Source organism: Pseudomonas sp. GW823-FHT02F05 (genome assembly GCF_058797315.1).
This window is the reverse complement of sequence record NZ_JBXAJM010000017.1, coordinates 35,632-60,402: the sequence shown is the minus strand read 5'-3', so window position 1 is coordinate 60,402 and position 24,771 is coordinate 35,632. Positions and strand designations below refer to the sequence as shown.

Here is a 24,771-nt window from a genome sequence, read left to right as displayed (position 1 = left end):
AAGGTCGATTAGCTACACGGCTCACACGAGCCGATTTTCTGGAGCTGACCCATGGACATCATTCGTATCATCATCGCCATTCTGCTGCCGCCATTGGGTGTGTTCCTGCAAGTAGGTTTCGGCGGTGCATTCTGGCTGAATATCCTGCTGACCCTGTGCGGTTACTTCCCTGGCATCATCCACGCGGTGTACATCATCGCCAAGCGTTGAGGCCCTCAGCCTTTTGCAATGAGCCTTGAGTTGCGCTCATTGCGAAAGGCAAGTTGCTCGATGGTCTGGGTGGCATGTTCGGCCTCTTCCCGCGCTTGCAGGATGATGCCGTGCTGCTCGGACTTGCTGCATACAGGGTCGGCATTGCTGGCGTCACCAGTGAGCATGAAGGCCTGGCAACGGCAGCCGCCGAAGTCCTTTTCTTTTTCGTCGCATGAACGGCATGGCTCAGGCATCCAGTCGTAGCCACGAAAGCGATTGAAGCCAAACGAGTCGTACCAGATGTGCTGCATGCTGTGGTCGCGCACATTGGGAAACTGCACGGGCATTTGCCTCGCGCCATGACAGGGCAGGGCGGTGCCGTCGGGTGTGACTGTCAGGAAGATGCTGCCCCAGCCATTCATGCAGGCTTTGGGTCGCTCCTCGTAATAATCCGGTGTCACGAAGATCAGCTTGCAAGGGTGGCCTTCGGCTTCCAGCTTGGCACGGTATTCATTGGTGATGCGTTCGGCGCGCACCAACTGCTCGCGGGTGGGCAGCAAGCCCACGCGGTTGAGCTGTGCCCAGCCGTAGAACTGGCAGGTGGCGAGTTCGACGAAATCCGCTTCCAGCGCAATGCACAGCTCGATGATGCGGTCGATCTTGTCGATATTGTGGCGATGGGTGACGAAGTTCAGCACCATCGGGTAGCCGTGGGCTTTCACCGCTCGGGCCATTTCCAGTTTTTGCGCGAAGGCTTTTTTGGAGCCGGCCAGCAGGTTGTTCACCTGTTCGTCACTGGCCTGGAAGCTGATCTGGATATGGTCCAGGCCGGCTTTCTTGAAGTCGCTGATTTTTTGTTCGGTGAGGCCGATGCCAGAGGTGATCAGGTTGGTGTAGAAACCCAGCTTGCGAGCCTCGCCGATCAGCTCGGCCAAGTCCTGGCGCACCAGCGGCTCGCCGCCGGAAAAACCCAACTGCGCAGCACCCATTTCACGGGCTTCGCGAAATACCTTGATCCATTGTTCGGTGCTCAGCTCTTTGCCCTGCTCGGCGAAATCCAGCGGGTTGGAGCAATACGGGCACTGCAGCGGGCAGCGATAGGTCAGCTCGGCCAGCAGCCACAGAGGCAGGCCTATGGCTGGCTTTTCAGGCAAGGGTGATCCAGTGCTCAGCACGGGCGACCTCCATGAATTGCTCGATGTCGTCACTCAGCTCTGGCACACCGGGGAACTGCTTATCCAGCTCGGCAATGATTGCCGCAACGTCGCGCTCGCCGTCGATCAGGCCACCGATCAATGCGGCGCTATCGTTGAGCTTGATCATGCCTTCGGGGTAGAGCAATACGTGGCCTTTCTGAGCAGGCTCGTACTGGTAGCGATAGCCCTGGCGCCAGGTCGGTTTTTTGCTGCGATCAAAGCTCATAGGGTGATCCCTTTATGCCATACCCGCTGTTCGGTCACGCTGTGATACGGCGGGCGTTTGAGTTCGTAGGCCATGCTCATGGCGTCCAGCATGCTCCAGAGGATGTCCAGTTTGAACTGGAGAATTTCCAGCATGCGCTCCTGCCCCTCGCGGGTGGTGTAGTGCTGCAGGGTGATCGCCAAGCCGTGTTCCACATCGCGACGGGCTTGGCCCAGGCGTGTGCGGAAGTATTCGTAACCGGCCGGGTCGATCCACGGGTAATGCTGGGGCCAACTGTCGAGGCGCGACTGGTGGATTTGCGGCGCGAACAGCTCGGTCAGCGAGCTGCTGGCGGCTTCCTGCCAGCTGGCGCGGCGGGCGAAGTTGACATAGGCGTCCACGGCGAAGCGTACGCCGGGCAGCACCAACTCCTGGGAGCGCAGTTGATCGGGGTCCAGGCCCACGGCCTGGCCCAGGCGCAGCCAGGCTTCGATACCGCCGTCTTCACCGGGCGCGCCGTCATGGTCGAGCAGGCGCTGGATCCATTCGCGACGGATTTCACGGTCTGGGCAGTTGGCCAGGATCGCCGCGTCTTTCAGCGGGATATTCACTTGATAGTAGAAGCGATTGGCGACCCAGCCCTGGATCTGCTCACGGCTGGCGCGGCCTTCGTACATCGCCACATGGTAGGGGTGATGGATATGGTAGAAGGCGCCCTTGGCGCGCAGGGCGGCTTCGAACTCAGCCTTGCTCAACGGTGTGTCGGTCATTTCGATCGCTCCTACAATTCAATGCTCATGCCGTCGTAAGCCACTTCGACATTGCGCCGCACCAGCTCCGCTCGCTCGGGGGAGTCTTCATCGAGGATCGGGTTGGTGTTGTTGATGTGGATAAGCACTTTGCGCTGTTTGGGCAGTTGCTCGAGCACTTCAAGCATGCCGCCGGGGCCGTTCTGTGCCAGGTGGCCCATCTCACGCCCGGTGCGGGTGCCGACGCCACGGCGCTGCATTTCATCGTCGTCCCACATCGTGCCGTCCACCAGCAGGCAGTCACTGCCGGCCATGATGTCCAGCAGCGGTGCGTCGACCTTGCCCAGGCCCGGGGCGTAGAACAATTTGCCGCCGGTGCGCAGGTCTTCGACGATCAGGCCAATGTTGTCACCGGGGTGCGGGTCGAAACGGTGCGGCGAATAGGGCGGTGCGGCGCTGCGCAACGGCAGCGGGGTGAAGCGCAGGTTGGGGCAGGCCGGGATGGTGAAGCTGGCGTCCAACTCGATGCGGTTCCAGGCCAGGCCACCGTTCCAGTGGGTCAGCATGGTGAACAACGGGAAACCGGTGCTCAGGTCTTCGTGGACCATGTCGGTGCACCACACCTGGTGCGGGCAGCCTTCGCGCAGGCTCAGCAGGCCAGTGGTATGGTCGATCTGGCTGTCCATCAGGATGATTGCGCTGATGCCGGTATCGCGCAGGGCGCGGCCCGGTTGCATGGGCGCAAAGCCCTGGAGTTGTGCGCGGATATCCGGCGAGGCATTGCAGAGCACCCAATTCACGCCATTGTCGGAGATCGCGATGGATGACTGGGTACGCGCCTGGGCCCGCAGGCTGCCATCGCGAAAACCTGCGCAGTTCACGCAGTTGCAGTTCCACTGCGGGAAGCCACCGCCGGCGGCGGAACCTAGAATCTGGACAAACATGATCGCTCCATCAAGCACAGCTCAAAACAAAAACGCCCCGGGCGAACCGAGGCGTTGTGTCACTCAGCCAATTAACGGCTGGCGAAGTACATGGTGACTTCGAAACCAATACGCAGATCAGTGTAAGCAGGTTTGGACCAGGTCATATTCTTACTCCTATCAAGGGATGGGACGTTCACTACCAAGTAATACATATAGTCCACCTCCCATTGGAGATGTTCAGATATTGCTGCGCAATGTTACGCAATTTTATTCAAGTTAGCGCTGTCTCGGTGGAGAAAGCCTGTTGCAGGGTTGGCAATGATCACGGCGCTGCTTGCCAGTCGTCGCTGATGCGCGGCCCGTTGGCCACACATTGCCAGCCGCCTGCAGCGTCATTGAGTCGTTGCGCGGCGCGCTGCACATCCTCGCGCGTGCACGCTTGGATCAACTGTTGAAGCTGATCCAGATAACCCGACGAATGGCCTGCCAGGTGCGCATGCCAGAGCAAGTCGGCAGCTTCGTTGATAGGCAGCGTCTGGGCCGCGAACTGCTGTGCGAGGGCCTGGTTACCCAAGTCGGGACTGCGCTCGATCAACGACGGCAGTTGCCCCAGGAAGGCCTGCAACTGTTGGACGATGCCGTCTAGGGAGAGGGTGGGCGACTGCACCCCAAACAACAGGCCTGTTTGGCCGTTGATCTGTCGGATGCCGCTGAACACGGCGTAGCCGATTTGCAGTTCGACTCTCAAGCGCTGGTAGAACGGCCCCTGGAGCACGTGCCCGAGCAACCGCCAGTTGGCTTCATCTGCTAGGGATTGAGTCGGCGTCGGGCAGAATAACAGTAGCGCTGCTTCGCTGGATTCGGTGCTGACTGCGTGCCAGCGCTTTTGTCCGTCAAGGACGTGAGGTGTATAAGGCACGCTTGCCGGTTGCCCAGGCAGCCGGGCCGCTGCGGCTTTGATCGCGGCTTCACTGGCGGGAGGCAGGCCAGCGCCCAGCGCCTGCCAGCGCGCGGTAGCCCATGATGCTGTTGTCTCCTGAGGCTGGGGCTGAACACCCGCGCAGCAAGCGGGCAACGCCTTGAGCAGTTCGCGGATGGCGATCATCGGCACGGGAGCGGTCGGTGGCAAAGGTTCATCCGAGTCACTCAGACACCGCGCCAACGCTTCGAGCACCGCCGGCATGGGCTCGTGGAGGCCGTGCATCTTCACTTGCCAGTCAGTGGCGATCGTTTCGCAAGACAACTCGACGCCGGCCTGGCGTGCCTGTTCGCGCAACGGCCGCAACAGGCTTTCCAGCCCGGTGGGTACCGCCGAGTCAAACCGCCACTGCAGGTACAGCGCGCCTTCGCCAGTGTCATCCGCCAACGCCTGGCTGAAGGTCAACGCTGACAGCTCCCGTCGGCCCCGTGAGCGATCCTGGGCAAAGGTGCGCAAGCCACGGTGGGCGCTGGTTTGGCCACGAATCAGGCCCGCGCGTTCTTCCTTGGCGGGCGCACGAAGCAAAGGGTTATTGGGCGGCAGTTGCCAAGGGTGCCGGGAGGCGGGCAGGTGCAGTGAATCGAGCATGGCCTTGAGGACTGCGGCGCCTTGTTCCGACAGGTCTTGGGCATCGTTGCGCGCCAACGCCAGGGCGCCTTGGACCTGTTGCTGGCGAGCATTGAGTAAGGCGAACTCTTCGCGTAATGCTGTCCAGTCGCTGTGTGCGAAGAAACTCAGCCAGTCGTGCAGCAACTCTTCGATCGACGTGGCCGGTTCGCGCGCGCTGCCGAGAGTGAAGTGGATATCCAGCACGGCTTGATCCGCGAATTGGTACAGCACGGACGCCTGCAGCGCGGTGGCCAGTCGTCGTGCTTGCAGCTCGGCGAGCAACCCACCGGCGGCCGAGGCGTTGAGCCAGGTGCAGAGAAACGCCAGCGCTTCCCGTGGCGCGTTACAGGTAATGACCTGATGCAGGTGTTGGCCGGCGACGTGCTGATAACGGTGTGCCGGGCCATGCATCAAGGCCGGTGGAGCGGCCTGCGGGTGCAATGGGCCGGGCGTCAGTTGGTCACTGAACTGCTGGGCCAAGGCCTGCAGGTCGGCCAGCGATTGTGGACCGGCGAGGCTCAAGGTCATCTGCCCGCTTTGATAAAAGCGTGTATGGAACCCTCGCAAGGCATGCTGAAAGTCGTCGCTTTCCACCGGCAGGCTGTCGCGGTTGCCGGCATGAAAACCGCGCAAGGGATGATCCGCCGCCAAGCCTTGCAGCAGCGTCACTTGCTGTTGGGCCTTGGCATCCTGGGACCAGGCGATGAACTCCGCCTCCAGCACTTCGCGTTCACGTTGTTGATCGTCGAGGGCCAGGCGCGGGTGAGCCAGCATATCCGCCAAACGCGCCAGCCCGTCTGCAAAAACCGGCACCGGCAGTTCAAAGAAGAACTCGGTGGTGCGCTCACGGGTGCTGGCGTTGACCTGCCCACCGTGGCGCTGCACGTAGGCCATCAGCCCTTCGCCGGCTGGAAAACGCTCGGTACCGAGAAACAACAAGTGCTCAAGAAAATGCGCCAGCCCAGGCCAGGCCAATGGCACGTCATGGCTGCCGGCAGCCACGTGTAAAACGGCGGCGCAGCGTTTCAAGCGTGGCGCATGGCGCAGGCAAACCCGCAGGCCATTGGCGAGGGTCAGGTGAAGGGGATGAGGGTGAACCGGCGCAGGCATGGGCACTTCCGAGGCGTGGGAAGTGCCTATGCTAGCAAACCCAATGGGTCAGGGCTTGTGCAGTGCGCCGTAGAGTTCGGCGCGACGGTCTTGCAGGTAGTGGTTGGCGGCGCGGGCGTCGACAATAGATTGGCGATCCAGGGTGCCGACGATCAAGGCTTCATCCAGGCCGGCCTGGGCAATTCGCTGGCCGTCCGGCGCGGCAATGCTGCTTTGCCCGCAGTAGCGAATCTCGCCTTCGTGCCCGCAGTAGTTGGCATAGGCTACAAAACACTGGTTTTCAAAGGCTCGCGCCCGCACGGTGACGTCGGCAACAAAGTCGAACGGCACCATATTGGCGGTGGGCACCAGAATCAGTTCGGCACCGGCGAGGGCCAGGCGCCGGGTGTTTTCCGGAAACTCCAGGTCGTAGCAAATCAGCATGCCCACCTTCCAACCGTTCAATTCCACCACCGGAAAATCATCGGAGCCGGCGCTGAACATCGAATGGTCAAGATCGCCAAACAAGTGGGTCTTGCGGTAGTTGCACAGGCGCGTGCCCTGGGCGTTGATCAACTGCACGGCGTTGTAGACCTGGCCGTCTTCGGCCCGTTCCGGGTAGCCATACAGGATCGCCAGCCCGGCACTTTGCGCCAGTTCGGCAATCGCCTGCGCCGATGGCCCATCCTGTGCCTCGGCCAGTGCGCCAACGGCTTCGGCGCCAATGTTATAGCCGGTGAGGAACATCTCTGGCAGCACCAGCACATCGGCGCCGTGTGCCTCATGGGCCAGTTGATGCAGGCGCTGCAGGTTGGCGGCCACATCCAGCGGCAGCGGCGGGCATTGGTACAGGGCGACACGCATGCTCAACTCCTTATTCTGCCAGGGCGATTGGCCCTATTTCATCGAACACGTCGCCTGGGCCTGGGTTCTCCGGGTGGGTGCTGCCACCGAAGTGGTTCATGATGCCCCATACCGCGTTGAGCGAGGTTTGTACCGCGCCTTCGACCCAGGCAGGCGTCCACGATACATCATCACCCGCGATGAAGATCCCGCGTTGTTCGGCGGGCATATCCTTCTGCATGAAGTGCGCATACATCCGTTGGTTGTAACGATAGTGACCGGGCAAGGCACCTTTGAAGGCCCCGAGGAAATGCGGGTCGGCCTCCCAGGACACGGTGATCGGGTCGCCGATGATGCGCGCCTTGATGTCGACCTTGGGGTAGATTTTCTTCAGTGCATCGAGGGCCAGTTTCACCCGCTTGTCGATAGGCTGGGGCAGCATCTTCAGCGCGTCGCTCATCCACGAGTAGGACAGGCAGATCACCCCCGGCTTGTCGTCACCGTTATCGAACAGGTAGGTGCCACGGGTAAGGCGGTCGGTGAGGGTCATGCTCATGAGGTCGCGCCCGGTTTGCGGGTCTTTGTCTTTCCAGAATGGGCGATCAACCATCACGAAGGTTTTCGAGGACTGCATGTAGCGAGTGCGATCCAGGGCCATCCACATTTTTTGTGAGAACAGGGTTTCGTCGCATTCGATCTGGGTGGTCAGCAACCAGCTTTGGCAGGTGGTCAGCACCGCCGCGTATTCGCGGGTGTCGCCATAGTTGTCGGTAACAGCAAAGCGGCCATCGGCGGCGTGGGCAATGCGCTTCACGCCTGCCCGTGGTGCGCCTCTATGCAACGAGCTCAGGCTGGTGCCGGCCGGCCAGTGGGCGCAGCGTTCCGGCACATGGCGCCAGATGCCCATGGGCACTTGTGCCACGCCACCGACGATCAAGTGTTGATGATCATCGCAGTTGGTCATCACCACGCGGAAGATTTCCAGCATGGAGTTGGGGAAGTCAGAGTCCCAGCCGCCGGTACCGAAACCGACCTGGCCAAACACCTCGCGGTGGTGGAACGACAATTTGGCGAAGGCTTTGGAGGTGGCGACGAAGTCGTAGAAGGTACGGTCATCCCACAGCGGCACGAGCTTGTTCCACAACTCTTTGAGGCGCGGCACGTCGCGGTCGCGGATCGCCTGCTGGATATCGCCGAACTGCGAACCGGCCTCCAAGGCGTCGGCCCAGGCATCGGCGACTTCCTGGAACAGTGCCGGTAAATCGGAAAGTTTTTGCGCGTAGTGAGTCTGGCCTTCCAGATCGATCACAGTGCTGCCGGACGCCGGCGTCAGCGGGTTGGGAAAGGGCTTGGTTTCCAGTCCCAGCTTGTCCACGTAATGGTAGAACGCCGTGGACGACACCGGGAACCGCATGCCGCCCAGCTCGGCGATGATGCCTTCGGCGCCTTCAAAGGCCTGCGAGCGCAAGCGGCCACCCATCTTCGAGGCTTCATACACCACGGGCTTGAGCCCGAGTTTCATCAGCTCGTAGGCCGCCACCAGGCCCGCGATCCCGGCACCGACGATCGCCACTTCGGCGCCATGGTTAGCCGCAGGAATACTGCCCAGTCCGGCGGGGTGTTCAATCCAGTCATCAAAGGCAAACGGGAAATCCGGGCCGAAGATAGTGATGGGTTTCTTGCCGTCGCCCGGGTGGCGATTGGGTTTGCTGAGGGTGCTGGACGGAATGCTCATGGCTGACCTTACTGACGGCTCGGCGGGAGGAGGGCCCGTTGAGTATAGGAAAAGATGGCAGCCAGTTTAGGGAGCGTTGCGCTCGTTAATAAGACGCAATGTGTCGTCGGATTGCGCTAGTTTTAGTCAATATGACGAAGATAGTGATCAGATTGGTTGTCCGCGATCCAATTTGTTACTGAGGATGATTGAGGTGGTGGTTTTCTCCACACCGTCGACACTGCCGATCTGGTCCAGCAATTGGTCCAGTTGCTCCGGCGAATCGGTGCGCAGCCAAGCCACGTAATCGAACTCCCCACTCACCGCGCACAACTGCTGCACCTGCGCCATGGCGCTTAGCCTGCGCAACACCTCTTTGCCCGAACGGGGTTGCACGGTAATGCCCACGTAAGCCTGCAACCCACCATCCGCAACGCGCTGGCCCAGGCGCACGCCGTAACCGGTGATGACCTGGGTTTTCTCCAGGCGTGCCAGACGCGACGTGACGGTGGTACGCGCGATGCCCAACTGCCGGGCGAGCATGGCCACGCTTTCACGGGCGTTGAGCTGCAGGGCGGCGATCAGTTGGCGGTCGATTTCGTCTAGGGCGGGCAAGGGGAGAGCTCCAGTGCGGGAGGGCAATGGGCAAGCATGGTACAGGCTTGGCCTGGCTGAAAGAACCGTGATGCCAGATACGCAAAAGCCGCGCAGTGCGCGGCTTTGAGTATGGTGGGCCCAGTAGGACTCGAACCTACGACCAAGGGATTATGAGTCCCCTGCTCTAACCAACTGAGCTATAGGCCCTCAGTAGGTCGCGGATTATAGCGATGGTTTGTTCACTGTGCCATCCGAAAAATCCTTGTGCCGTGTACGAAGGAAGCTGGCGGCAAAAAGCTCCGGCGGCAGGGGCAGGCTGACGATGTAGCCTTGCATCTGTTCACACCCCTCGCTTGCGAGGAATGCTTGTTGTGCCGGGGTTTCCACGCCTTCGGCGATGATGGTGAATTGCATGCTGTGGCCAAGGGCGATGATGGCGCGCACGATGGCTGCATCGTGAGGGTCGTCGGGCAAGCCGCGGACGAAGGATTGATCGATCTTGAGGAAGTCCAGAGGCAGGCGTTTGAGGTAGCTGAGGGACGAGTAGCCGGTGCCGAAATCATCGATTGCCAGCTGTACGCCCAGGCGCTTGAGTTGGTGCAACACCGCCAGTGCTTCTTCGGCTTGGCTCATGATGAAGTTTTCGGTGATCTCCAACTGCAGGCAGCCAGGTTCGAGGCGGTAATCGCGCAGCAGTTGTTCGATGCGTGATAGCAGGTTGGGGTGACGCAGTTGCGCGCCTGCAAGGTTGACCGAGAGGGGGCCGAAATCCTTGAAAGCCGCTTGCCAGGCGTGCAACTGCCGGCACGCCTGTTCCAGTACCCAGTCGCCGATTTGCAGGATCATGCCGTTCTCTTCGGCCAGGGCAATAAAGTGTTCGGGCGGGACCTCGCCCAAGGTCGGGTGGTGCCAGCGGATCAAGGCTTCGGCACCGATCAGTTGTTGGGTGACCAGGCTGCGTTTGGGTTGGTAATACAGGCTCAATTCTTCACGTTCGATGGCGCGGCGCAGTTCGTGCTCCAGCGCTACGCGTTCATTGGCCTGGGCGGTCAGGTCGCGGGTGTAGCGCTCGACCCGGTTGCGCCCCTTGGCTTTGGAGCGATACATCGCGGCGTCGGCATTTTTGACCAGGGTGGCGACGTCGGTACCGTCTTGCGGATACAGACTGGTGCCGATACTCGCGCTGATGAAGAACTCATGCTCGCCGGCCTGGAATGGCGGGGTAAAACAGTCGAGCAGTTTGTTCGCCAAGTGCTGGGCGTCGCTGGCCTGTTGCAAGCCGGGCAGCAGGATGATGAATTCGTCGCCGCCCAGGCGAGCAACGGTGTCCACGTCCCGCAACTGCTCCTTGAGGCGTACGGCGATGTCTTTGAGCAGCAGGTCGCCGACCGGGTGGCCGAGGCTGTCGTTGATGTGCTTGAAGCGGTCGAGGTCGAGAAACAGCACCGCGCCCTGTTTACCACTTTCCTGCTGGCCGTTGAGTGCGGCCTGCAGCCGGTTTTCAAACAGGGTGCGGTTGGGCAGGCCAGTCAATGGGTCGTGGTGGGCCTGATAATCCAGGCGGGCCTGGGCCAGCTTGAGGCTGGAGATGTCGGCAAACACAGCAACGAAGTGCGTGACCAATTGCTCGCGGTTACGCACAGCGCTGATGGTCAGCCAGCTCGGATACACCTCGCCGTTCTTGCGGCGGTTGGAGATCTCTCCTTGCCAGTGGCCATGGCTCGTCAACTGGTGCCACATCGCCGCATAGAACGCGCTGTCGTGCAGGCCGGAGGCGAGCAAGCGCGGGGTATGGCCAAGGGCTTCAACCTCGCTGTAGCCGGTTATCTCCGTGAAGGCGCGGTTGACGGCGCTGATGTTCTGTCGTGTGTCGGTGATCAAGACGCCTTCGGCGGTGCTTTCGAACACCGTGGCGGCCTGCTGCAGTTTTTCCTGCATCAACTGGCGTTCGGTGATGTCCCGGGCGATGGTCAGCATGCAATCTTCGTCGCCAATCGGCAGTGGGCGGCTGGACACTTCGCAGAGGCGAATCTGGCCATCGGCACGACGGATATGACAGATGAAATCGCGGACAAAGCCGTCGCGTTGCATCAATTCCAGCATGTGCTTGCGTTCGTTGAGGTCGACCCAGATGCCCAGGTCCAAGGCAGATTGGTCGAGTGAAGAGGCGCTGGTGAAGCCGGTCAGGTGGCTGAAACCTTCGTTCACTTCAATCAGCAGGCCATCCCTTTGGCGACTCAGTAGTAAACCGTCGGGGGAAGCATGGAATGCCTTGGCGAATTTCTCTTCGGAGGTTTGCAACTGCTGTTGGGTTTCCTTGAGCTCGGTGATATCGCGCACCACCACCACTAGGGCTTCAGTGGTATCGAGTTGGAACGGCTCAGCTGAGATCAGCCCGGTAAATGCCTGACCATTGCTGCGCAGAAAGGACATTTCCAGGTTACGGATACTGGTGGTCTGTACCCGCTGCAGCAAATCCGGACCGACGCCCTGAATGCCCCATATATTCAGATCTGAGGCGGTTTTGCCCACGACCTCATCAAAGCTCAGGCCAATCTGGTCCTCGAATGCCTTGTTGACCTCCAGCAGGCAGCCATCAGACATCCGGGCAATCACCAGGATGTCCGGGCACTGCTGAAACACCGAGGCAAATTTCTGCTCGGACAATTGCAGGGCTTCTTCGGTGCGCTTGGCTTCGCTGATATCGATCATCAGGCCGCGCAGCACTGGCTCGTGGCCGTGTTCGATCAGGCTGACAATGTCACGTACCCACAGGCAGCGGCCATCAGCGGTGATGACCCGGTAATCAATACTGTGATCACGGTTGGCACGAGTTTCCCGATAGCAATAGGCCTCGGCGCGGGTCAGGTCAGCGGGATGGATGATGTTGCGCCAGAAGCCTGGAATCAGCCAATGGGCGCGGGGATAGCCAAGTAGGTCTTCGGCATGGGGCGACACATAGCTGTAGGTGAAGTCGCTGATGCTTGCTTCCCAGGCGATGGCGGACAAGCTCTCCACCAAGCCGCGATAGTGGTACTCGCTGCTTCGCAGTTCTTGCTCAAGGGCGACCCGACGGGAAATTTCCGAGCTGAGCCGGCGATTGATCCGAATGACGATCGCCAGCACCGTACTCAACAGCAGCACCGCTGGCAGGCCGTACGTGAGCAGGTCAGCCCAGAAGGTACGGTGATCGGTGAAGCTGCCGACCCAGTGTTGCTGGATCGCATCAGTTTCCGCTGAACTGAGATCGGCGAGGACTTTGTCCAGGATGCCCACCAGGATTTTCTCATCCCGCGGCACGCCCATCGCCAGTTGGTAGCGGTAGGGCGTTTCGCCGCTGACGTACAGGCCGTCGAGCTTGAGTTGGCGCAGGCTCCAGACGCTGGAGGCGAGGTCGCCGACCACGGCATCCACTTCATCGGTGGCCAGGGCTTGCAGCGTCGAACTGACGTTGGGTAGGGCGACCAGATTCAGGTCCGGATGGTGGGTGCGGAGCAATTCATGGGGGGCGTAGTTCTCCACCACGGCAATTTTCAGCCCGTACAAATCCTTGAGGCTGCGTGGTTTCGCGCCGCCTTCATGGGCCAGGATGACGATGGGAAAGTCGAGATAGGGGCGTGTGAAGGCCAGGAAGTTTTGGCGTTCGGGGGTGGACATAATGCCCGGCAGCAGGTCGAGCTGATTATTGCGGGCTTGTTCAAGCACTGCGGTCCAGTTCACCGGTTCGATCAGTTTGATTCGCACACCCAGGCGGTCCTGAAGCAGGCGTACGTAATCGGCTGCCAAGCCCTGATATCGGCCATTTTCATCGCGATATTCAAAAGGTGGCCAAGACGCATCCACGCCTAGGCGCAGCTCCTGATGGTCCGCCAACCAGCTACGCTCATCATCCGTAAGAGTCAACGCGCCAGCCGTTGCGGTCCAGGTCAGCAGCGACAGCAGTATCACGGTCGGCAATCTGGGCATAACGGTCTCGTTATGGCACGGGGAATGTCTCGAGTGTAGACGGGCATTGCGAGGGTGGGGTGGTGCGGGGCAGTTAATCTGTCAAAGCAATCGGTAGAAAGCAAAACCCCCGGCCTGGGCCGGGGGTTCTGGTATCACTCGTCGAGGAAGGAGCGCAGATGCTCGCTTCGCGTCGGGTGGCGCAACTTGCGCAGCGCCTTGGCTTCGATCTGACGGATCCGCTCACGGGTCACGTCAAACTGCTTACCGACTTCCTCAAGGGTGTGGTCGGTATTCATGTCGATGCCGAAACGCATGCGCAGTACCTTGGCTTCACGGGCAGTGAGGCCGGACAGTACGTCGCGAGTCGCTTCTTTCAAGCTCTCAACAGTGGCGACATCGATTGGCGACTGCATGGTCGAGTCTTCGATGAAGTCACCCAGATGGGAGTCTTCGTCATCACCAATCGGCGTTTCCATGGAGATCGGCTCTTTGGCGATCTTCAGTACCTTGCGGATTTTATCCTCAGGCATTTCCATGCGTTCGCCCAGCTCTTCCGGGGTCGGTTCGCGACCCATTTCCTGCAACATCTGCCGGGAAATGCGGTTGAGCTTGTTGATGGTCTCGATCATGTGCACCGGAATACGGATGGTGCGGGCCTGGTCGGCGATCGAGCGAGTGATCGCCTGACGGATCCACCAGGTGGCATAAGTCGAGAACTTGTAGCCGCGACGGTATTCGAACTTGTCCACCGCCTTCATCAAGCCGATGTTGCCTTCCTGGATCAGATCAAGGAACTGCAGGCCACGGTTGGTGTACTTCTTGGCGATGGAGATCACCAGACGCAAGTTCGCTTCAACCATCTCTTTTTTCGCGCGGCGGGCCTTGGCCTCACCGATCGACATGCGACGGTTGATGTCTTTGATTTCTGCAATCGTCAGGCCGGTTTCGGTCTCAAGCGCGGTCAGCTTCTGCTGGCAACGGATGATATCGGGCTGCAGGCGACCTATGGCTTCGGCGTATTTCGCCTTGCCCTTGGCCAGTGCGTCGCTCCAGCTTTCGTCAACTTCGTTGCCCGGGAACTGGCGCAGGAAATCGGTACGCGGCATGCGCGCATCACGCACACAGAGCTGCATGATCGCACGCTCTTGGGCACGCAGACGCTCAAGAGCACTGCGAACACGCTCAACCAGGCCTTCGAATTGCTTGGGCACCAGCTTGATCGGCATGAACAGCTCAGCCAGGGCCACCAGCTCGGCAATTGCCTGCTTGTTGCCGCGACCGTGCTTCTTCAGGGCCTTGCGGGTGATTTCCATTTGATCGGAAACCGCACCGAAGCGCTGGGCCGCGATGACCGGGTCTGGACCGCTTTCGGCTTCTTCTTCGTCGTCGCTGCTTTCAGCTTCGTCGTCGTCGGAGTCGTCGTCCGCTTTTGCGGCTTTCGCATCAACAGGCGGCGGTACTTCGGCGGCAGGCGGCGCAATGCCGTCGTCCGGGTCGATATAACCGCTCAGGACGTCGGACAGGCGGCCACCTTCGGTGGTGACGCGGGTGTACTCGGCGAGAATGTGGTCAACCGTGCCAGGGAAGTGCGCAATGGCGCCCATCACTTCACGGATACCCTCTTCGATACGCTTGGCGATTTCGATCTCGCCTTCGCGTGTCAGCAGCTCGACGGTACCCATTTCGCGCATATACATGCGCACAGGGTCTGTCGTGCGGCCGATATCGGTCTCTACTGCAGCCAGCGCGGCAGCAGCTTCCTCAGCGGCGGCCTCGTCGGTATCAGCGTCGGCCAGCATAAGGGAATCCTTATCTGGCGCGACTTCGAATACGTTGATCCCCATGTCGTTAATCATGCGGATGATGTCTTCCACCTGCTCAGGATCTGAAATATCCTCAGGCAGGTGGTCGTTGACCTCCGCGTAAGTCAGGTAACCCTGCTCACGACCAAGAAGTATCAACTCTTTGATACGAGACTGCTGTTGCGCTTTTCCGGACATAACACCCTATCCACTGAAGGTCTTGGCGGGCAAAAAACAAGCCGAGGATTATACCCGAGCTATGACCTCACACGCCAGCTGAGGTCGGGTTTGATGCGTAAACATTCTGTTTTAAGAGGTCGCGCATCTGTTTTGCTATCTGAATTTGCTCTTCAGCCGATAATCCCGGCTGCCTTGCTCTCTTGATAAGTTCGTCGAGGGTCTGAGTGTGTTGACCCGCGGATAACCTATTAATGGTGTCTAAAAACTGTTGTTCAAGGTTGTCGCCGTCAATTAGCCACTCCTTTTCCGCCAGTGCCCGCAATAAACGGCCCTGTTCCGTGCCATGCCAGCGAGCCATCAACTGGATTGAGTTTAGCTTAGGGTTTTTCTGCACGGCTTCGATCAGTGCAATAAGCACCTGGGCGTAGGTGTTGCTCTCGTTGGCAAAATGGTCGGCGCTTTCAACCTTACCGGCCAATTGCGGGTGGTGAATCAGTGTGCGCAGTGCAATCAATGTGGGGGCTTCCACCGCTACGGGTGTGCGTGGAGCGTAGGCTTCATCGCGATCACCGCGTTTACCGTTTTTGCTCCACGGCTTTTTATCCCACTTCTTGCCGCCTGCGCCGGGCTTCTTCGGCGTCCATTCCTGCTGGGGGGCGAAGGCCTCCTGAGGTTGGTGAAAGTCAGCGTAGTCCGGCATGGCGTCGTAATCCATGCCGGGGTCGTAGGCTGGCGGCGCCTCTTGCGGAGCGCTGTGTACCAGCTGGCTGACGGCTTCACCGCTCAAGCCGGTGATCTCCAGCAGGCGCTGGCGCATCAGTGTGCGCAAATTGGCGCCCGGGACTTTGTCGATCAGCGGCGCCGCAAGGGTGGCCATATGGGCCTTGCCCTCCAGGGAGCGCGGGTCGGCTTCTTCGGTCAGTTGCTGGAAAAAATAATCCGCCAGCGGCTGTGCATGTTGATTGATGCGTGCACGGAACGCATCGGTACCTTCCGAGCGCACGAGCGTGTCCGGGTCTTCGCCTTCGGGCAGGAACAGGAAGCGTGCGCGACGCCCATCCTGCAGGCTCGACAGCGTGGCTTCGAGCGCGCGCCAGGCGGCGTTGCGGCCAGCCTGGTCGCCGTCGAAGCAAAACAGCACGCTGGGCACGACACGGAACAGGCGCTTCAGATGTTCTTCGCTGGTGGCGGTGCCGAGGGTCGCGACCGCGTTGCGCAGGCCTTGTTGGGCCAGGGCGATCACGTCCATATAACCCTCAACCACGATGATTTCGTCGAGGTTGCGGTTGTTCTTGCGCGCCTCGAACAGGCCGTAGAGTTCCTGGCCCTTGTGGAACACCGGGGTCTCCGGAGAGTTCAGGTACTTGGGCTTGTCGTCCCCGAGTACACGGCCGCCGAAGGCGATGATGCGGCCACGGCTGTCGCGGATCGGGAACATCACCCGGTCGCGGAAGCGGTCATAGCGCTTGCCGGTCTCGGCGTTTTCCACCAGCAGGCCGGCATCGATCATGGCCTTTTGCTGGAGGGTGTCGCTGCTCAGGTGTTTATACAGATTGTCCCAGCCCGGCGGAGCGAAGCCGAGACCGAAGTCCCGAGCGATTTCGCCGGTGAGGCCGCGCCCTTTAAGGTAATCGACAGCGGCCTTGCGCTGCGGATGGCTCTTGAGTGCCTGGCGGTAAAAGTCGGCAGCAGCGGTGAGCAGCGGATACAGCGGCGAATCGGTGGGTTGCCGCGGTTTGTGCGGCCGGCCACTTTCTTCGCGGGGCACTTCCATGCCGGCGGCTTTCGCCAGGTCCTCGACAGCCTGGGGGAAGTCCAGGTTGTCGTGGTCCATCAGGAAGCCCAGGGCATTCCCGCCCGCCCCGCAACCGAAGCAGTAATAGAACTGCTTGTCGGGGCTGACGCTGAAGGATGGGGTTTTTTCTTTATGAAAAGGGCAGCAGGCGGTGTAGTTTTTGCCGGCTTTTTTCAGCTGTACGCGTGAGCTGACAACATCGACGATGTCGGTGCGGTTCAGAAGGTCGTCAATAAAGCTCTGGGGAATCAGCCCGGCCATGGCGTTCTCGTCATCACTGCGTGTAAATGAGGGCCCGTGACGTGTTCAAGCGCACGTAAGGGGTGCTCGATCATCATCGTCTGCATGGGTCATCAGGAAGTGTATCTGCCGAATATTCACTGAGGGTAGTTTCTGATCAGTCTTCGGCATGGAAATGTTGCCCGGGCGTCCGGTCTTGGCCAATGGCAGCCTCGGAAACGCATCGATGGGCACAGCCGACACGGTTGATCGTCTGTTTGAAGAATAGGTGTGCTCGTCAGTAGCCTTGTTAGGCTCGTCAGAAGAGACGTGCACCGCTGGCAAAAGAGCCAGCCCTGACGTGTGAAGCAGTGTCTCGGTCGCATGTGCGGCGTCGACGGTGAAGCATCAAGCGATATCCGCAAATGCCAACAGCCCGGCTGAGGGCCGGGCTTGGCAGAAGCTTGCTACGAACGTCTGTGTATTAGTACAGACGAACGGCGCGGCGCTGTTCGCGCTGAACTTTCTTAGCGTGACGCTTAACAGCGGCTGCTGCTTTGCGCTTACGCTCAGAAGTTGGCTTCTCATAAAATTCGCGGCTACGAACTTCAGCCAGAACACCGGCTTTTTCGCAGGAGCGCTTGAAACGACGCAGAGCTACGTCGAAGGGTTCGTTCTCTTTTACTTTGACGGCTGGCATCCAGAGCTACCTTCTTTCATTACCGGGAATCAACGTTCTCGTCGCAAAAAATTCGCGGCTGAGGTCGTCGGTTTTTAAGGGTTGCGGATGTTAACCCCTCATTGCCCGGAATGCAAAGCCTCTGATCGAAAACCGCTAGTCGGGAGGGGGAGTGGCGACTATTATGCGCGCCTTCGAATTCAGCCTCTACAAGGCGCAAACCCATGCTAGTACTGGGACTTGAAACCTCCTGCGACGAAACCGGAGTCGCACTATACGACAGTGAACGCGGGCTTTTGGCCGATGCACTGTTCAGTCAGATCGACCTGCATCGCGCCTATGGCGGCGTGGTGCCGGAGCTTGCCAGCCGCGATCACGTCAAGCGCATGCTGCCGCTGATCCGCCAGGTGCTGGATGAAGCCGGCTGTGTGGCAACCGAGATCGATGCCATCGCTTACACCGCCGGCCCCGGATTGGTCGGAGCCCTGCTGGTTGGGGCCTCTTGCGCCCAGGCGTTGGCGTTTGCCTGGGGCATTCCTGCCCTTGGTGTGCACCATATGGAAGGCCATTTATTGGCGCCCATGCTGGAAAAAACACCGCCGGAGTTCCCGTTCGTCGCTTTGTTGGTGTCGGGGGGGCATACGCAGCTGGTTCAGGTGGACGGGATCGGCCAATACACACTGTTGGGCGAGTCGCTGGACGATGCCGCCGGTGAAGCGTTCGACAAAACCGCGAAGATGATGGGACTTAATTATCCGGGTGGTCCGGAAATCGCCCGCCTTGCCGAGAACGGCGTTGCCGGTCGCTACACCTTCCCGCGGCCGATGTGTGATCGCCCTGGCTTGATGTTCAGTTTCAGCGGCTTGAAAACCTCTGCCTTGAACACCTGGCAGCAGAGCGTCAGCGCCGGGGACGACGGCCAGCAAGCCCGTTGCGACATCGCGCTGGCGTTCCAGCAGGCTGTGGTGGAGACTTTGACCATCAAGTGCAAGCGCGCCCTGAAACAGGCGGGCATGAAGCGGCTGGTGATCGCAGGCGGCGTCAGCGCCAACAAGGCGTTGCGCAGTTCCCTGGAAAAAATGCTCGGCGACATGAATGGCAATGTGTTCTACGCACGCCCTGAGTTCTGCACTGACAACGGCGCAATGATCGCCTATGCCGGTTGCCAGCGCTTGCAGGCCGGGCAGCACGAAAGCCTGGCGATCAGCGTGCAGGCGCGCTGGCCGATGGAGCAATTGCCGCCGTTGTAAGATTCAAGGGCGCCGAATCCAGGCGGGATATTTAAAAATGCCGTTCGCGCCCGGCAAACAGGTCGCGTAGATTGCCGCGGTGGCGCCAGACGATCAGCAGTGTCAGCACGCTCATCGGTAACAGCGCTTGCGGTTCCTGCCAGGCCAGCAACGGCAGGGTCAGCGGCGTAGCAATCAGCGCGGCCAGCGAGCTGGTACGGGTCAGGTAGAACGTCAGCAGCCAGGCGAGCATGGCCAGTAACGCCGCAGGGGGGTGAATACCCAGCAGCATGCCGGCCGCCGTGGCTACGCCCTTGCCGCCGCGAAAACGGAAGTACAACGGGAACAGGTGGCCCAGGACGGCACATAGGCCCACCCAGGCTTGCTGCTGCAAGCCAAGGCCGACGAGGCTGGCGATCAGCACGGGCAGCAGGCCCTTGCAAACGTCGCCCAGCAAGGTCAGGACGGCGAGTTTCTTGCCGGCCAGGCGCAACATATTGGTGGCGCCGGCATTGCCTGAGCCACTCATTCGCGGATCGGGGTTTCCCGTCAAGCGGCTGAGCAAAATGGCGAAGGACAGCGAGCCGAGCAGGTAGGCGAAAATCGCCAGTGACCAAAACATGCTAACTATTCCGGGCGAGGACGCCCTGATTCTAACGGGGCATCGCGCCCTTGTCGTGCTGCGGAGAAAAGTGCTTGGACAGAGTGTTTATCGAAGGCCTGGAAGTCGACACCGTGATCGGGGCTTACGACTGGGAGCGCGGAATCCGGCAATGCCTGCGCCTGGACCTGAGCTTCGCCTGGGATAATCGCCCAGCTGCGGCCGGTGATGACCTGACCCTGGCACTGGATTACGCCAGGGTGTCTGCGCGTATCCAGGCCTTTGCCGAGCAGTCCCAGTACCAACTGGTGGAAACCTTTGCCGAGCGTCTGGCCGAAGTGCTGATGAGTGAATTCCAGATTCCCTGGCTGCACCTCAAGTTGACCAAGCCCGGCGCGGTGCCGGCTGCCAAGGGCGTGGGCGTGGAGATCGAGCGCGGATGTCATTGACTCAGGTTTACCTCGGGCTTGGCAGCAATATCGACCGCGAGGCTCGTCTATGTGCCGGCTTGGATGCGTTGGCCGGTTTCTTGACGGATATGCGCTGTTCGGCGGTGTTCGAAAGCCAGCCGGTGGGGATCAAAAGTGGGCCGTTTTTCAATCTGGTGGTGTCGGCTTATACCGACCTGCCGTTGATGGAGTTGGATCGTCGTTTGAAATCCATCGAGGCTGACAATGGCCGCTACGCGCCAGACCGCAAAGGCCTGCCGCTGGATATCGATGTGTTGTTGTATGGCGATCTGGTGGGCAATTTCGATGGCTTGATCTTGCCGCGAGCCGAAATCCTGAAAAACGCCTTTGTGTTGTGGCCGCTGTCGATGATGGCGCCGGACCGTATGCACCCTGAGGCTGGCAGGACAATGGCCGAATTATGGCGAGACGCGCAGATTGATCAGGTATTGGCACCGGTTGCGTTCGAATGGCAGGGTCAGCCACTCACGCCACGAGCTGTTTTGTAGGAGCCGAGCTTGTTGTGGCGAGGGAGCTTGCTCCCGCTGGGCTGCGCAGCAGCCCCATTATCTTGGGAGCGCTTCGCACTGGAGCGCCAGCCCGGTCCCGCGGGAGCAAGCTCCCTCGCCACAACGGCCATCGCCTAAGGAGAGGGGTTTTCCTTGTAGGCTTTCAATGCGCTTAACCGTTCGCGCTTGAGCGCATCGCCCAGTTCGGGACCTTTGAAACCCTTTTCTAGCAGCGGCGCGACCGGCACTTCGCGTGCAGCCTTTGCCGCTCCGCGCAAATAATCGGCCTGTGGATAACTGCGCTGTTCAAAACCCTTGCGGCCACGAGCGTCCATTTCGCAGGCCACCACGAACTCCTCAAAGCGTTGCGGCCGACGGTACACGTCGAAGCTTTGCAGCAACTCCAGCAATGTCGAGGCCTTGAGTTCAAGCGCTCGATGCCCGTGAGTATGATATTGCCCCACCAGCAAGGCCAACTCCTGGCAATCCCTCGGCACCTTGAAACGCTCGTTCACCGCTTTGATCAGCTTCAAGCCGCGATGTTCGTGGGCAATGTGCTGCGGCAACTTATCCACAGGTGTCAGGCCTTTGCCCAGGTCGTGCAGCAGGCAGGCCCAGCGCACGCTCAGCGGTTGCTTGTGCAGGGCAGCTTGTTCCAGCACGCTCAAGGTGTGCACGCCGGTGTCAATTTCCGGGTGGTGAGCTGCGGGCTGCGGCACGCCGAACAGCGCATCCACCTCCGGCATCAAGGTTTTCAGCGCGTCGCAGTCACGCAGTACATGGATAAATACCTGGGGTTGATCTTCCATCAGCGCCCGTGAGATTTCCTTCCAGCTACGCTCGGGGGTAAGGGCCTCCAACTCGCCGGACTCACTGAGTTGGCGCATTAACTCCAGAGTCTCAGGGGCGACTGTGAAGCCAAGAGGCGCATAGCGCGCGGCGAAACGCGCAACGCGCAATACGCGGAGGGGATCTTCGGCGAATGCGGGAGAAACATGCCGTAAAATACGCGCTTCAAGGTCGCGTTGGCCCTGATAAGGATCGGTCAGGTTACCCTCGTCGTCCTCCGCCATGGCATTGATGGTCAGGTCACGCCGGATCAGGTCTTCTTCCAGCGTAACGTCGGGGCTCGCATGGAATATAAAGCCACCGTAACCCCGGCCATTCTTGCGTTCGGTGCGAGCAAGGGCGTATTCGTCACCGTTCTTCGGGTCGAGAAATACCGGGAAATCGGCGCCTACCGGTTTATAACCCTTGGCGAGCATCTCTTCGGCCGTCGCGCCAACGACGACGCGGTCTATATCGGTGACCTTGATGCCCAGTAGGCGATCACGCACGGCGCCGCCGACTTTGTAGATTTTCATGAAAAAGCCTCCATTAGCGGCACAGGATAACGCCTGAGCTTGGCCAATGGAGGCTTTGCTGTTTCAGAGATGAACGACGGCCATGTCGAGGCGGCCGTAGTCGTTGTCGTTATGATCGCTGCGCGGTGGCACATGATGGGTTTTCATCACTTGGTCGCCCTGAAGGGTTTCCAGATGAATATCAAAGCCCCAGAGCCGATGCAGATGCTTGAGCACTTCCTCAGTGGATTCGCCCAAGGGTTTGCGGTCGTGCTGCTGGTGACGCAAGGTCAGCGAACGGTCGCCACGCACATCGATGCTGTAGATCTGCACGTTAGGTTCGCGGTTACCGAGGTTGTATTGCGCGGCCAGGGTTTCGCGAATGATGCGGTAGCCGGGTTCGTCGTGGATGGCGGGTACGACCAGATCGTCCTTGAGGTCGTCGTCCAGGATACTGAACAGCTTGAGGTCGCGGATCACCTGGGGCGACAGGTACTGCAGGATGAAACTCTCATCCTTGAAGCTGCTCATGGCGAACTTGATGGTCGAGAGCCAGTCGCTGCCGGCGATTTCCGGGAACCAGCGGCGATCTTCCTCGGTGGGGTGCTCGCACATGCGGCGGATATCGCGGTACATGGCAAAACCCAGTGCATAGGGGTTGATGCCGTTGTAATACGGGCTGTCGAAGCCTGGCTGGAAGACCACGCTGGTATGGGACGTGAGGAACTCCATCATAAAGCCGTCAGTGACCAGGCCCTCGTCGTACAGGTCGTTCATCAGGGTGTAATGCCAGAAGGTTGCCCAGCCCTCGTTCATCACCTGGGTTTGGCGCTGTGGATAAAAATATTGTGCGATCTTGCGTACGATCCGCACGATTTCACGCTGCCAGGGCTCCAGCAGCGGTGCGTGTTTTTCCAGGAAATACAGGATGTTTTCCTGAGGTTCGGCGGGGAAGCGTGCATTGTCCTTGTCGCTGTTCTTGTCGGCGCGCTTGGGGATGGTGCGCCACAGGTCGTTGATCTGTTTCTGCAGGTGCTCCTCGCGTTCCTTCTGGCGCAGGCGCTCCTCTTCTGCGGAAATCGGATAGGGGCGTTTATAGCGGTCAACGCCGTAATTCATCAGCGCATGGCAGGAGTCCAACAGGTCTTCTACCGCATCGATACCGTGGCGCTCCTCGCACTGCATGATGTATTGCTTGGCGAACACCAGGTAATCAATGATCGAACTGGCATCGGTCCAGGTTCGAAACAGGTAGTTGCCCTTGAAGAAACTGTTATGCCCATAGCAGGCATGGGCTACTACCAGCGCCTGCATGCAGATGGTGTTTTCTTCCATCAGGTACGCGATGCACGGGTCGGAGTTGATCACGATCTCGTAGGCCAGGCCCATCTGGCCGCGTGTGTAGGACTTCTCGGTACTGAGGAAGTGTTTCCCGTAGGACCAATGGTGATAGCCCAGGGGCATGCCCACCGAGGCATAGGCATCCATCATCTGTTCAGCGGTGATGACTTCTATCTGGTTGGGGTAGGTGTCCAGGGCATAACCCGCCGCGATACGGCTGATTTCCCGGTCATAGGCCTGGATCAGTTCGAAGGTCCACTCGGAGCCAGTGGAAATGGGTTGGCGCTTGTTCTCTTTTTTGGCGGTCATGTCACTAACCTGCGCTGGAAGAGTTCACGGAAGACCGGGTAGATATCGCCGGCCGAGACCAGTTGCTGCTGGGCGAACGTGTCGGCAAAGGCTTCGCCGATGCGCTCGTATTCGAACCACAGGGCCTGGTGCTCACGGGGGGTGATTTCGACGTAAGTGTAGTACTGCACGAACGGCATGATCTGGTTGATTAAAATGTCCCGGCAGATTGGGGAGTCGTCGTTCCAGTTATCGCCGTCGGAAGCTTGGGCGGCGTAGATGTTCCAATCGTTGGCGGGGTAGCGCTCGGCCATGATCTCCTGCATCAGCTTCAGTGCGCTGGAAACAATGGTCCCGCCGGTTTCCCGCGAGTAGAAAAACTCCTCTTCGTCCACCTCTCGCGCGCTGGTGTGATGGCGGATGAACACTACGTCAATCTTGTCGTAGTTCCGTTTCAGGAACAGGTACAGCAGGATAAAGAAGCGCTTGGCGATGTCCTTGGTGGCCTGGGTCATGGAGCCGGAAACGTCCATCAGGCAAAACATCACAGCCTTGGAGCTGGGGTTGGGTTGCTTGACCAGCAGGTTGTATTTCAAGTCAAAGGTATCGAGGAACGGCACGCGGTGGATGCGCGCGCTGAGTTTTTCGATTTCCGCCTCTATTTCCTGGATATCGCCGAAGTTGTCCGGTTCTTCGCGCTTCAAGCGTGCCAACTCTTCCTTGGCCTGCTTGAGTTTGGCGCGGCTGCTGCCGGACAGGGCGATACGCCGTGCATGGGCTGAGCGCAGGGTGCGGATGATGTTGATGCGCGACGGGTTGCCCTCGTTGCTGATCCCTGCGCGTACGGTCTTGAAGGTATCGGTGCCGGTCAGGTTGCGTTTGACCAGGTTGGGCAGTTCGAGGTCTTCGAACATGAATTCGAGGAATTCTTCCTGAGTGATCTGGAATACGAATTCATCCATGCCTTCGCCAGAGTTGCCGGCTTTGCCCGGACCTTTGCCGCCGCCACCGCCCTGTGGGCGCTGGATATGTTCGCCGGTGGTGAATTCCTTGTTGCCGGGGTGCACCACGGTCTGTTTGCCGCCGCGGCCATGGTGAAGCACCGGTTCGTCGATGTCCCGTCCGGGAATGCTGATTTGTTCGCCATGCTCCATATCGGTGATGGAGCGGCGGCTGACGGCCTCTTCTACCGCCTTTTTGATGTGGTCACGGTAACGCCGCAGGAAACGCTGACGGTTTACCGTGCTCTTGTTCTTGCCATTGAGGCGTCGGTCGATCACATAGCTCAT

General features: G+C 59.8%; 21 protein-coding genes and 1 tRNA gene. 4 read left to right on the top strand and 18 right to left on the bottom strand.

All coding sequences use genetic code 11. The annotated features are described in order from the left end of the window. Positions 1–51 precede the first annotated feature (51 nt). A complete protein-coding gene (locus tag AC1RAC_RS20225) occupies positions 52–210 on the top strand; it encodes a YqaE/Pmp3 family membrane protein (protein ID WP_003194776.1) in 159 nt (52 codons plus the stop codon). A 5-nt stretch (positions 211–215) separates the two neighbouring features. Here the strand turns inward: AC1RAC_RS20225 and pqqE are convergent, their stop codons facing one another. From pqqE to rpsU, 14 genes are all read right to left on the bottom strand, one after another. After that, positions 216–1,346, bottom strand: coding sequence for a pyrroloquinoline quinone biosynthesis protein PqqE (gene pqqE / locus AC1RAC_RS20220; protein ID WP_052200001.1), 1,131 nt, complete (start codon positions 1,344–1,346; stop codon positions 216–218). Continuing rightward, complete coding sequence (gene pqqD / locus AC1RAC_RS20215; protein WP_034128838.1) at positions 1,339–1,614, bottom strand: pyrroloquinoline quinone biosynthesis peptide chaperone PqqD; 276 nt, start codon at positions 1,612–1,614, stop codon at positions 1,339–1,341. Before pqqD ends, pqqE begins: the two co-directional genes overlap by 8 nt. Beyond that, positions 1,611–2,363, bottom strand: a complete 753-nt coding sequence (gene pqqC, locus AC1RAC_RS20210; protein WP_003194770.1) for a pyrroloquinoline-quinone synthase PqqC — start codon at positions 2,361–2,363, stop codon at positions 1,611–1,613. Before pqqC ends, pqqD begins: the two co-directional genes overlap by 4 nt. Positions 2,364–2,374: 11 nt before the next feature. Further along, a complete protein-coding gene (gene pqqB, locus AC1RAC_RS20205) occupies positions 2,375–3,286 on the bottom strand; it encodes a pyrroloquinoline quinone biosynthesis protein PqqB (RefSeq protein WP_034128837.1) in 912 nt (303 codons plus the stop codon). Positions 3,287–3,357: 71 nt separating this feature from the next. Next, a complete protein-coding gene (pqqA, locus tag AC1RAC_RS20200) occupies positions 3,358–3,432 on the bottom strand; it encodes a pyrroloquinoline quinone precursor peptide PqqA (protein WP_003194766.1) in 75 nt (24 codons plus the stop codon). 158 nt (positions 3,433–3,590) lie between these two features. Next, the gene (gene pqqF / locus AC1RAC_RS20195; protein WP_492616931.1) at positions 3,591–5,966 is read right to left on the bottom strand and encodes a pyrroloquinoline quinone biosynthesis protein PqqF; all 2,376 of its coding nucleotides are present in this window, start codon (positions 5,964–5,966) and stop codon (positions 3,591–3,593) included. 48 nt (positions 5,967–6,014) lie between these two features. Next, positions 6,015–6,809 carry a carbon-nitrogen hydrolase family protein gene (locus AC1RAC_RS20190; RefSeq protein WP_492616930.1) on the bottom strand — a complete coding sequence of 265 codons (795 nt, stop codon included), beginning with the start codon at positions 6,807–6,809 and terminating at the stop codon, positions 6,015–6,017. A gap of 10 nt (positions 6,810–6,819) precedes the next feature. Beyond that, the gene (locus AC1RAC_RS20185; RefSeq protein WP_034128835.1) at positions 6,820–8,523 is read right to left on the bottom strand and encodes a flavin monoamine oxidase family protein; all 1,704 of its coding nucleotides are present in this window, start codon (positions 8,521–8,523) and stop codon (positions 6,820–6,822) included. 147 nt (positions 8,524–8,670) lie between these two features. Further along, positions 8,671–9,117, bottom strand: a complete 447-nt coding sequence (locus AC1RAC_RS20180) for an Lrp/AsnC family transcriptional regulator (protein ID WP_003194755.1) — start codon at positions 9,115–9,117, stop codon at positions 8,671–8,673. 112 nt (positions 9,118–9,229) lie between these two features. Continuing rightward, a tRNA-Ile gene (locus tag AC1RAC_RS20175) sits at positions 9,230–9,306 on the bottom strand. A 15-nt stretch (positions 9,307–9,321) separates the two neighbouring features. Further along, entirely contained in the window at positions 9,322–13,065 is a 3,744-nt protein-coding gene (locus tag AC1RAC_RS20170) for an EAL domain-containing protein (protein ID WP_492616929.1), read from the bottom strand. A gap of 134 nt (positions 13,066–13,199) precedes the next feature. Beyond that, positions 13,200–15,047 (bottom strand): RNA polymerase sigma factor RpoD, encoded by a 1,848-nt coding sequence (rpoD, locus tag AC1RAC_RS20165; protein WP_054896790.1) that lies wholly within the window; start codon positions 15,045–15,047, stop codon positions 13,200–13,202. Between the two features lie 67 nt (positions 15,048–15,114). Continuing rightward, positions 15,115–17,085 (bottom strand): DNA primase, encoded by a 1,971-nt coding sequence (gene dnaG, locus AC1RAC_RS20160; RefSeq protein WP_014720188.1) that lies wholly within the window; start codon positions 17,083–17,085, stop codon positions 15,115–15,117. 442 nt (positions 17,086–17,527) lie between these two features. Next, entirely contained in the window at positions 17,528–17,743 is a 216-nt protein-coding gene (rpsU, locus tag AC1RAC_RS20155) for a 30S ribosomal protein S21 (protein WP_002551877.1), read from the bottom strand. Positions 17,744–17,946: 203 nt separating this feature from the next. Between rpsU and tsaD the strand changes: the two genes are divergently transcribed. Then, positions 17,947–18,972: a tRNA (adenosine(37)-N6)-threonylcarbamoyltransferase complex transferase subunit TsaD gene (gene tsaD, locus AC1RAC_RS20150; RefSeq protein ID WP_003194748.1), complete on the top strand. Its 1,026-nt coding sequence runs from the start codon at positions 17,947–17,949 to the stop codon at positions 18,970–18,972. A gap of 31 nt (positions 18,973–19,003) precedes the next feature. Here tsaD and plsY read toward each other — a convergent pair whose 3' ends face one another. Then, entirely contained in the window at positions 19,004–19,573 is a 570-nt protein-coding gene (gene plsY, locus AC1RAC_RS20145) for a glycerol-3-phosphate 1-O-acyltransferase PlsY (protein WP_492616928.1), read from the bottom strand. Between the two features lie 74 nt (positions 19,574–19,647). Between plsY and folB the strand changes: the two genes are divergently transcribed. Together folB and folK are read left to right on the top strand one after the other, a co-directional pair. Continuing rightward, a complete protein-coding gene (gene folB / locus AC1RAC_RS20140; protein WP_054896792.1) occupies positions 19,648–20,001 on the top strand; it encodes a dihydroneopterin aldolase in 354 nt (117 codons plus the stop codon). Further along, positions 19,992–20,510, top strand: a complete 519-nt coding sequence (gene folK / locus AC1RAC_RS20135; RefSeq protein WP_054896793.1) for a 2-amino-4-hydroxy-6-hydroxymethyldihydropteridine diphosphokinase — start codon at positions 19,992–19,994, stop codon at positions 20,508–20,510. The genes folB and folK overlap by 10 nt, the downstream gene beginning before the upstream one ends. Positions 20,511–20,644: 134 nt before the next feature. On the opposite strand, the gene AC1RAC_RS20130 is transcribed toward folK, so the two are convergent. The 3 genes from AC1RAC_RS20130 to AC1RAC_RS20120 form a co-directional block, all read right to left on the bottom strand. Further along, the gene (locus tag AC1RAC_RS20130) at positions 20,645–21,874 is read right to left on the bottom strand and encodes a multifunctional CCA addition/repair protein (protein ID WP_252949314.1); all 1,230 of its coding nucleotides are present in this window, start codon (positions 21,872–21,874) and stop codon (positions 20,645–20,647) included. Between the two features lie 63 nt (positions 21,875–21,937). Beyond that, on the bottom strand, positions 21,938–23,503 hold the full coding sequence (locus AC1RAC_RS20125; protein WP_003194736.1) for a SpoVR family protein: 1,566 nt from the start codon (positions 23,501–23,503) through the stop codon (positions 21,938–21,940). Further along, on the bottom strand, positions 23,500–24,771 hold the full coding sequence (locus AC1RAC_RS20120; RefSeq protein ID WP_034116083.1) for a YeaH/YhbH family protein: 1,272 nt from the start codon (positions 24,769–24,771) through the stop codon (positions 23,500–23,502). The genes AC1RAC_RS20125 and AC1RAC_RS20120 overlap by 4 nt, the downstream gene beginning before the upstream one ends.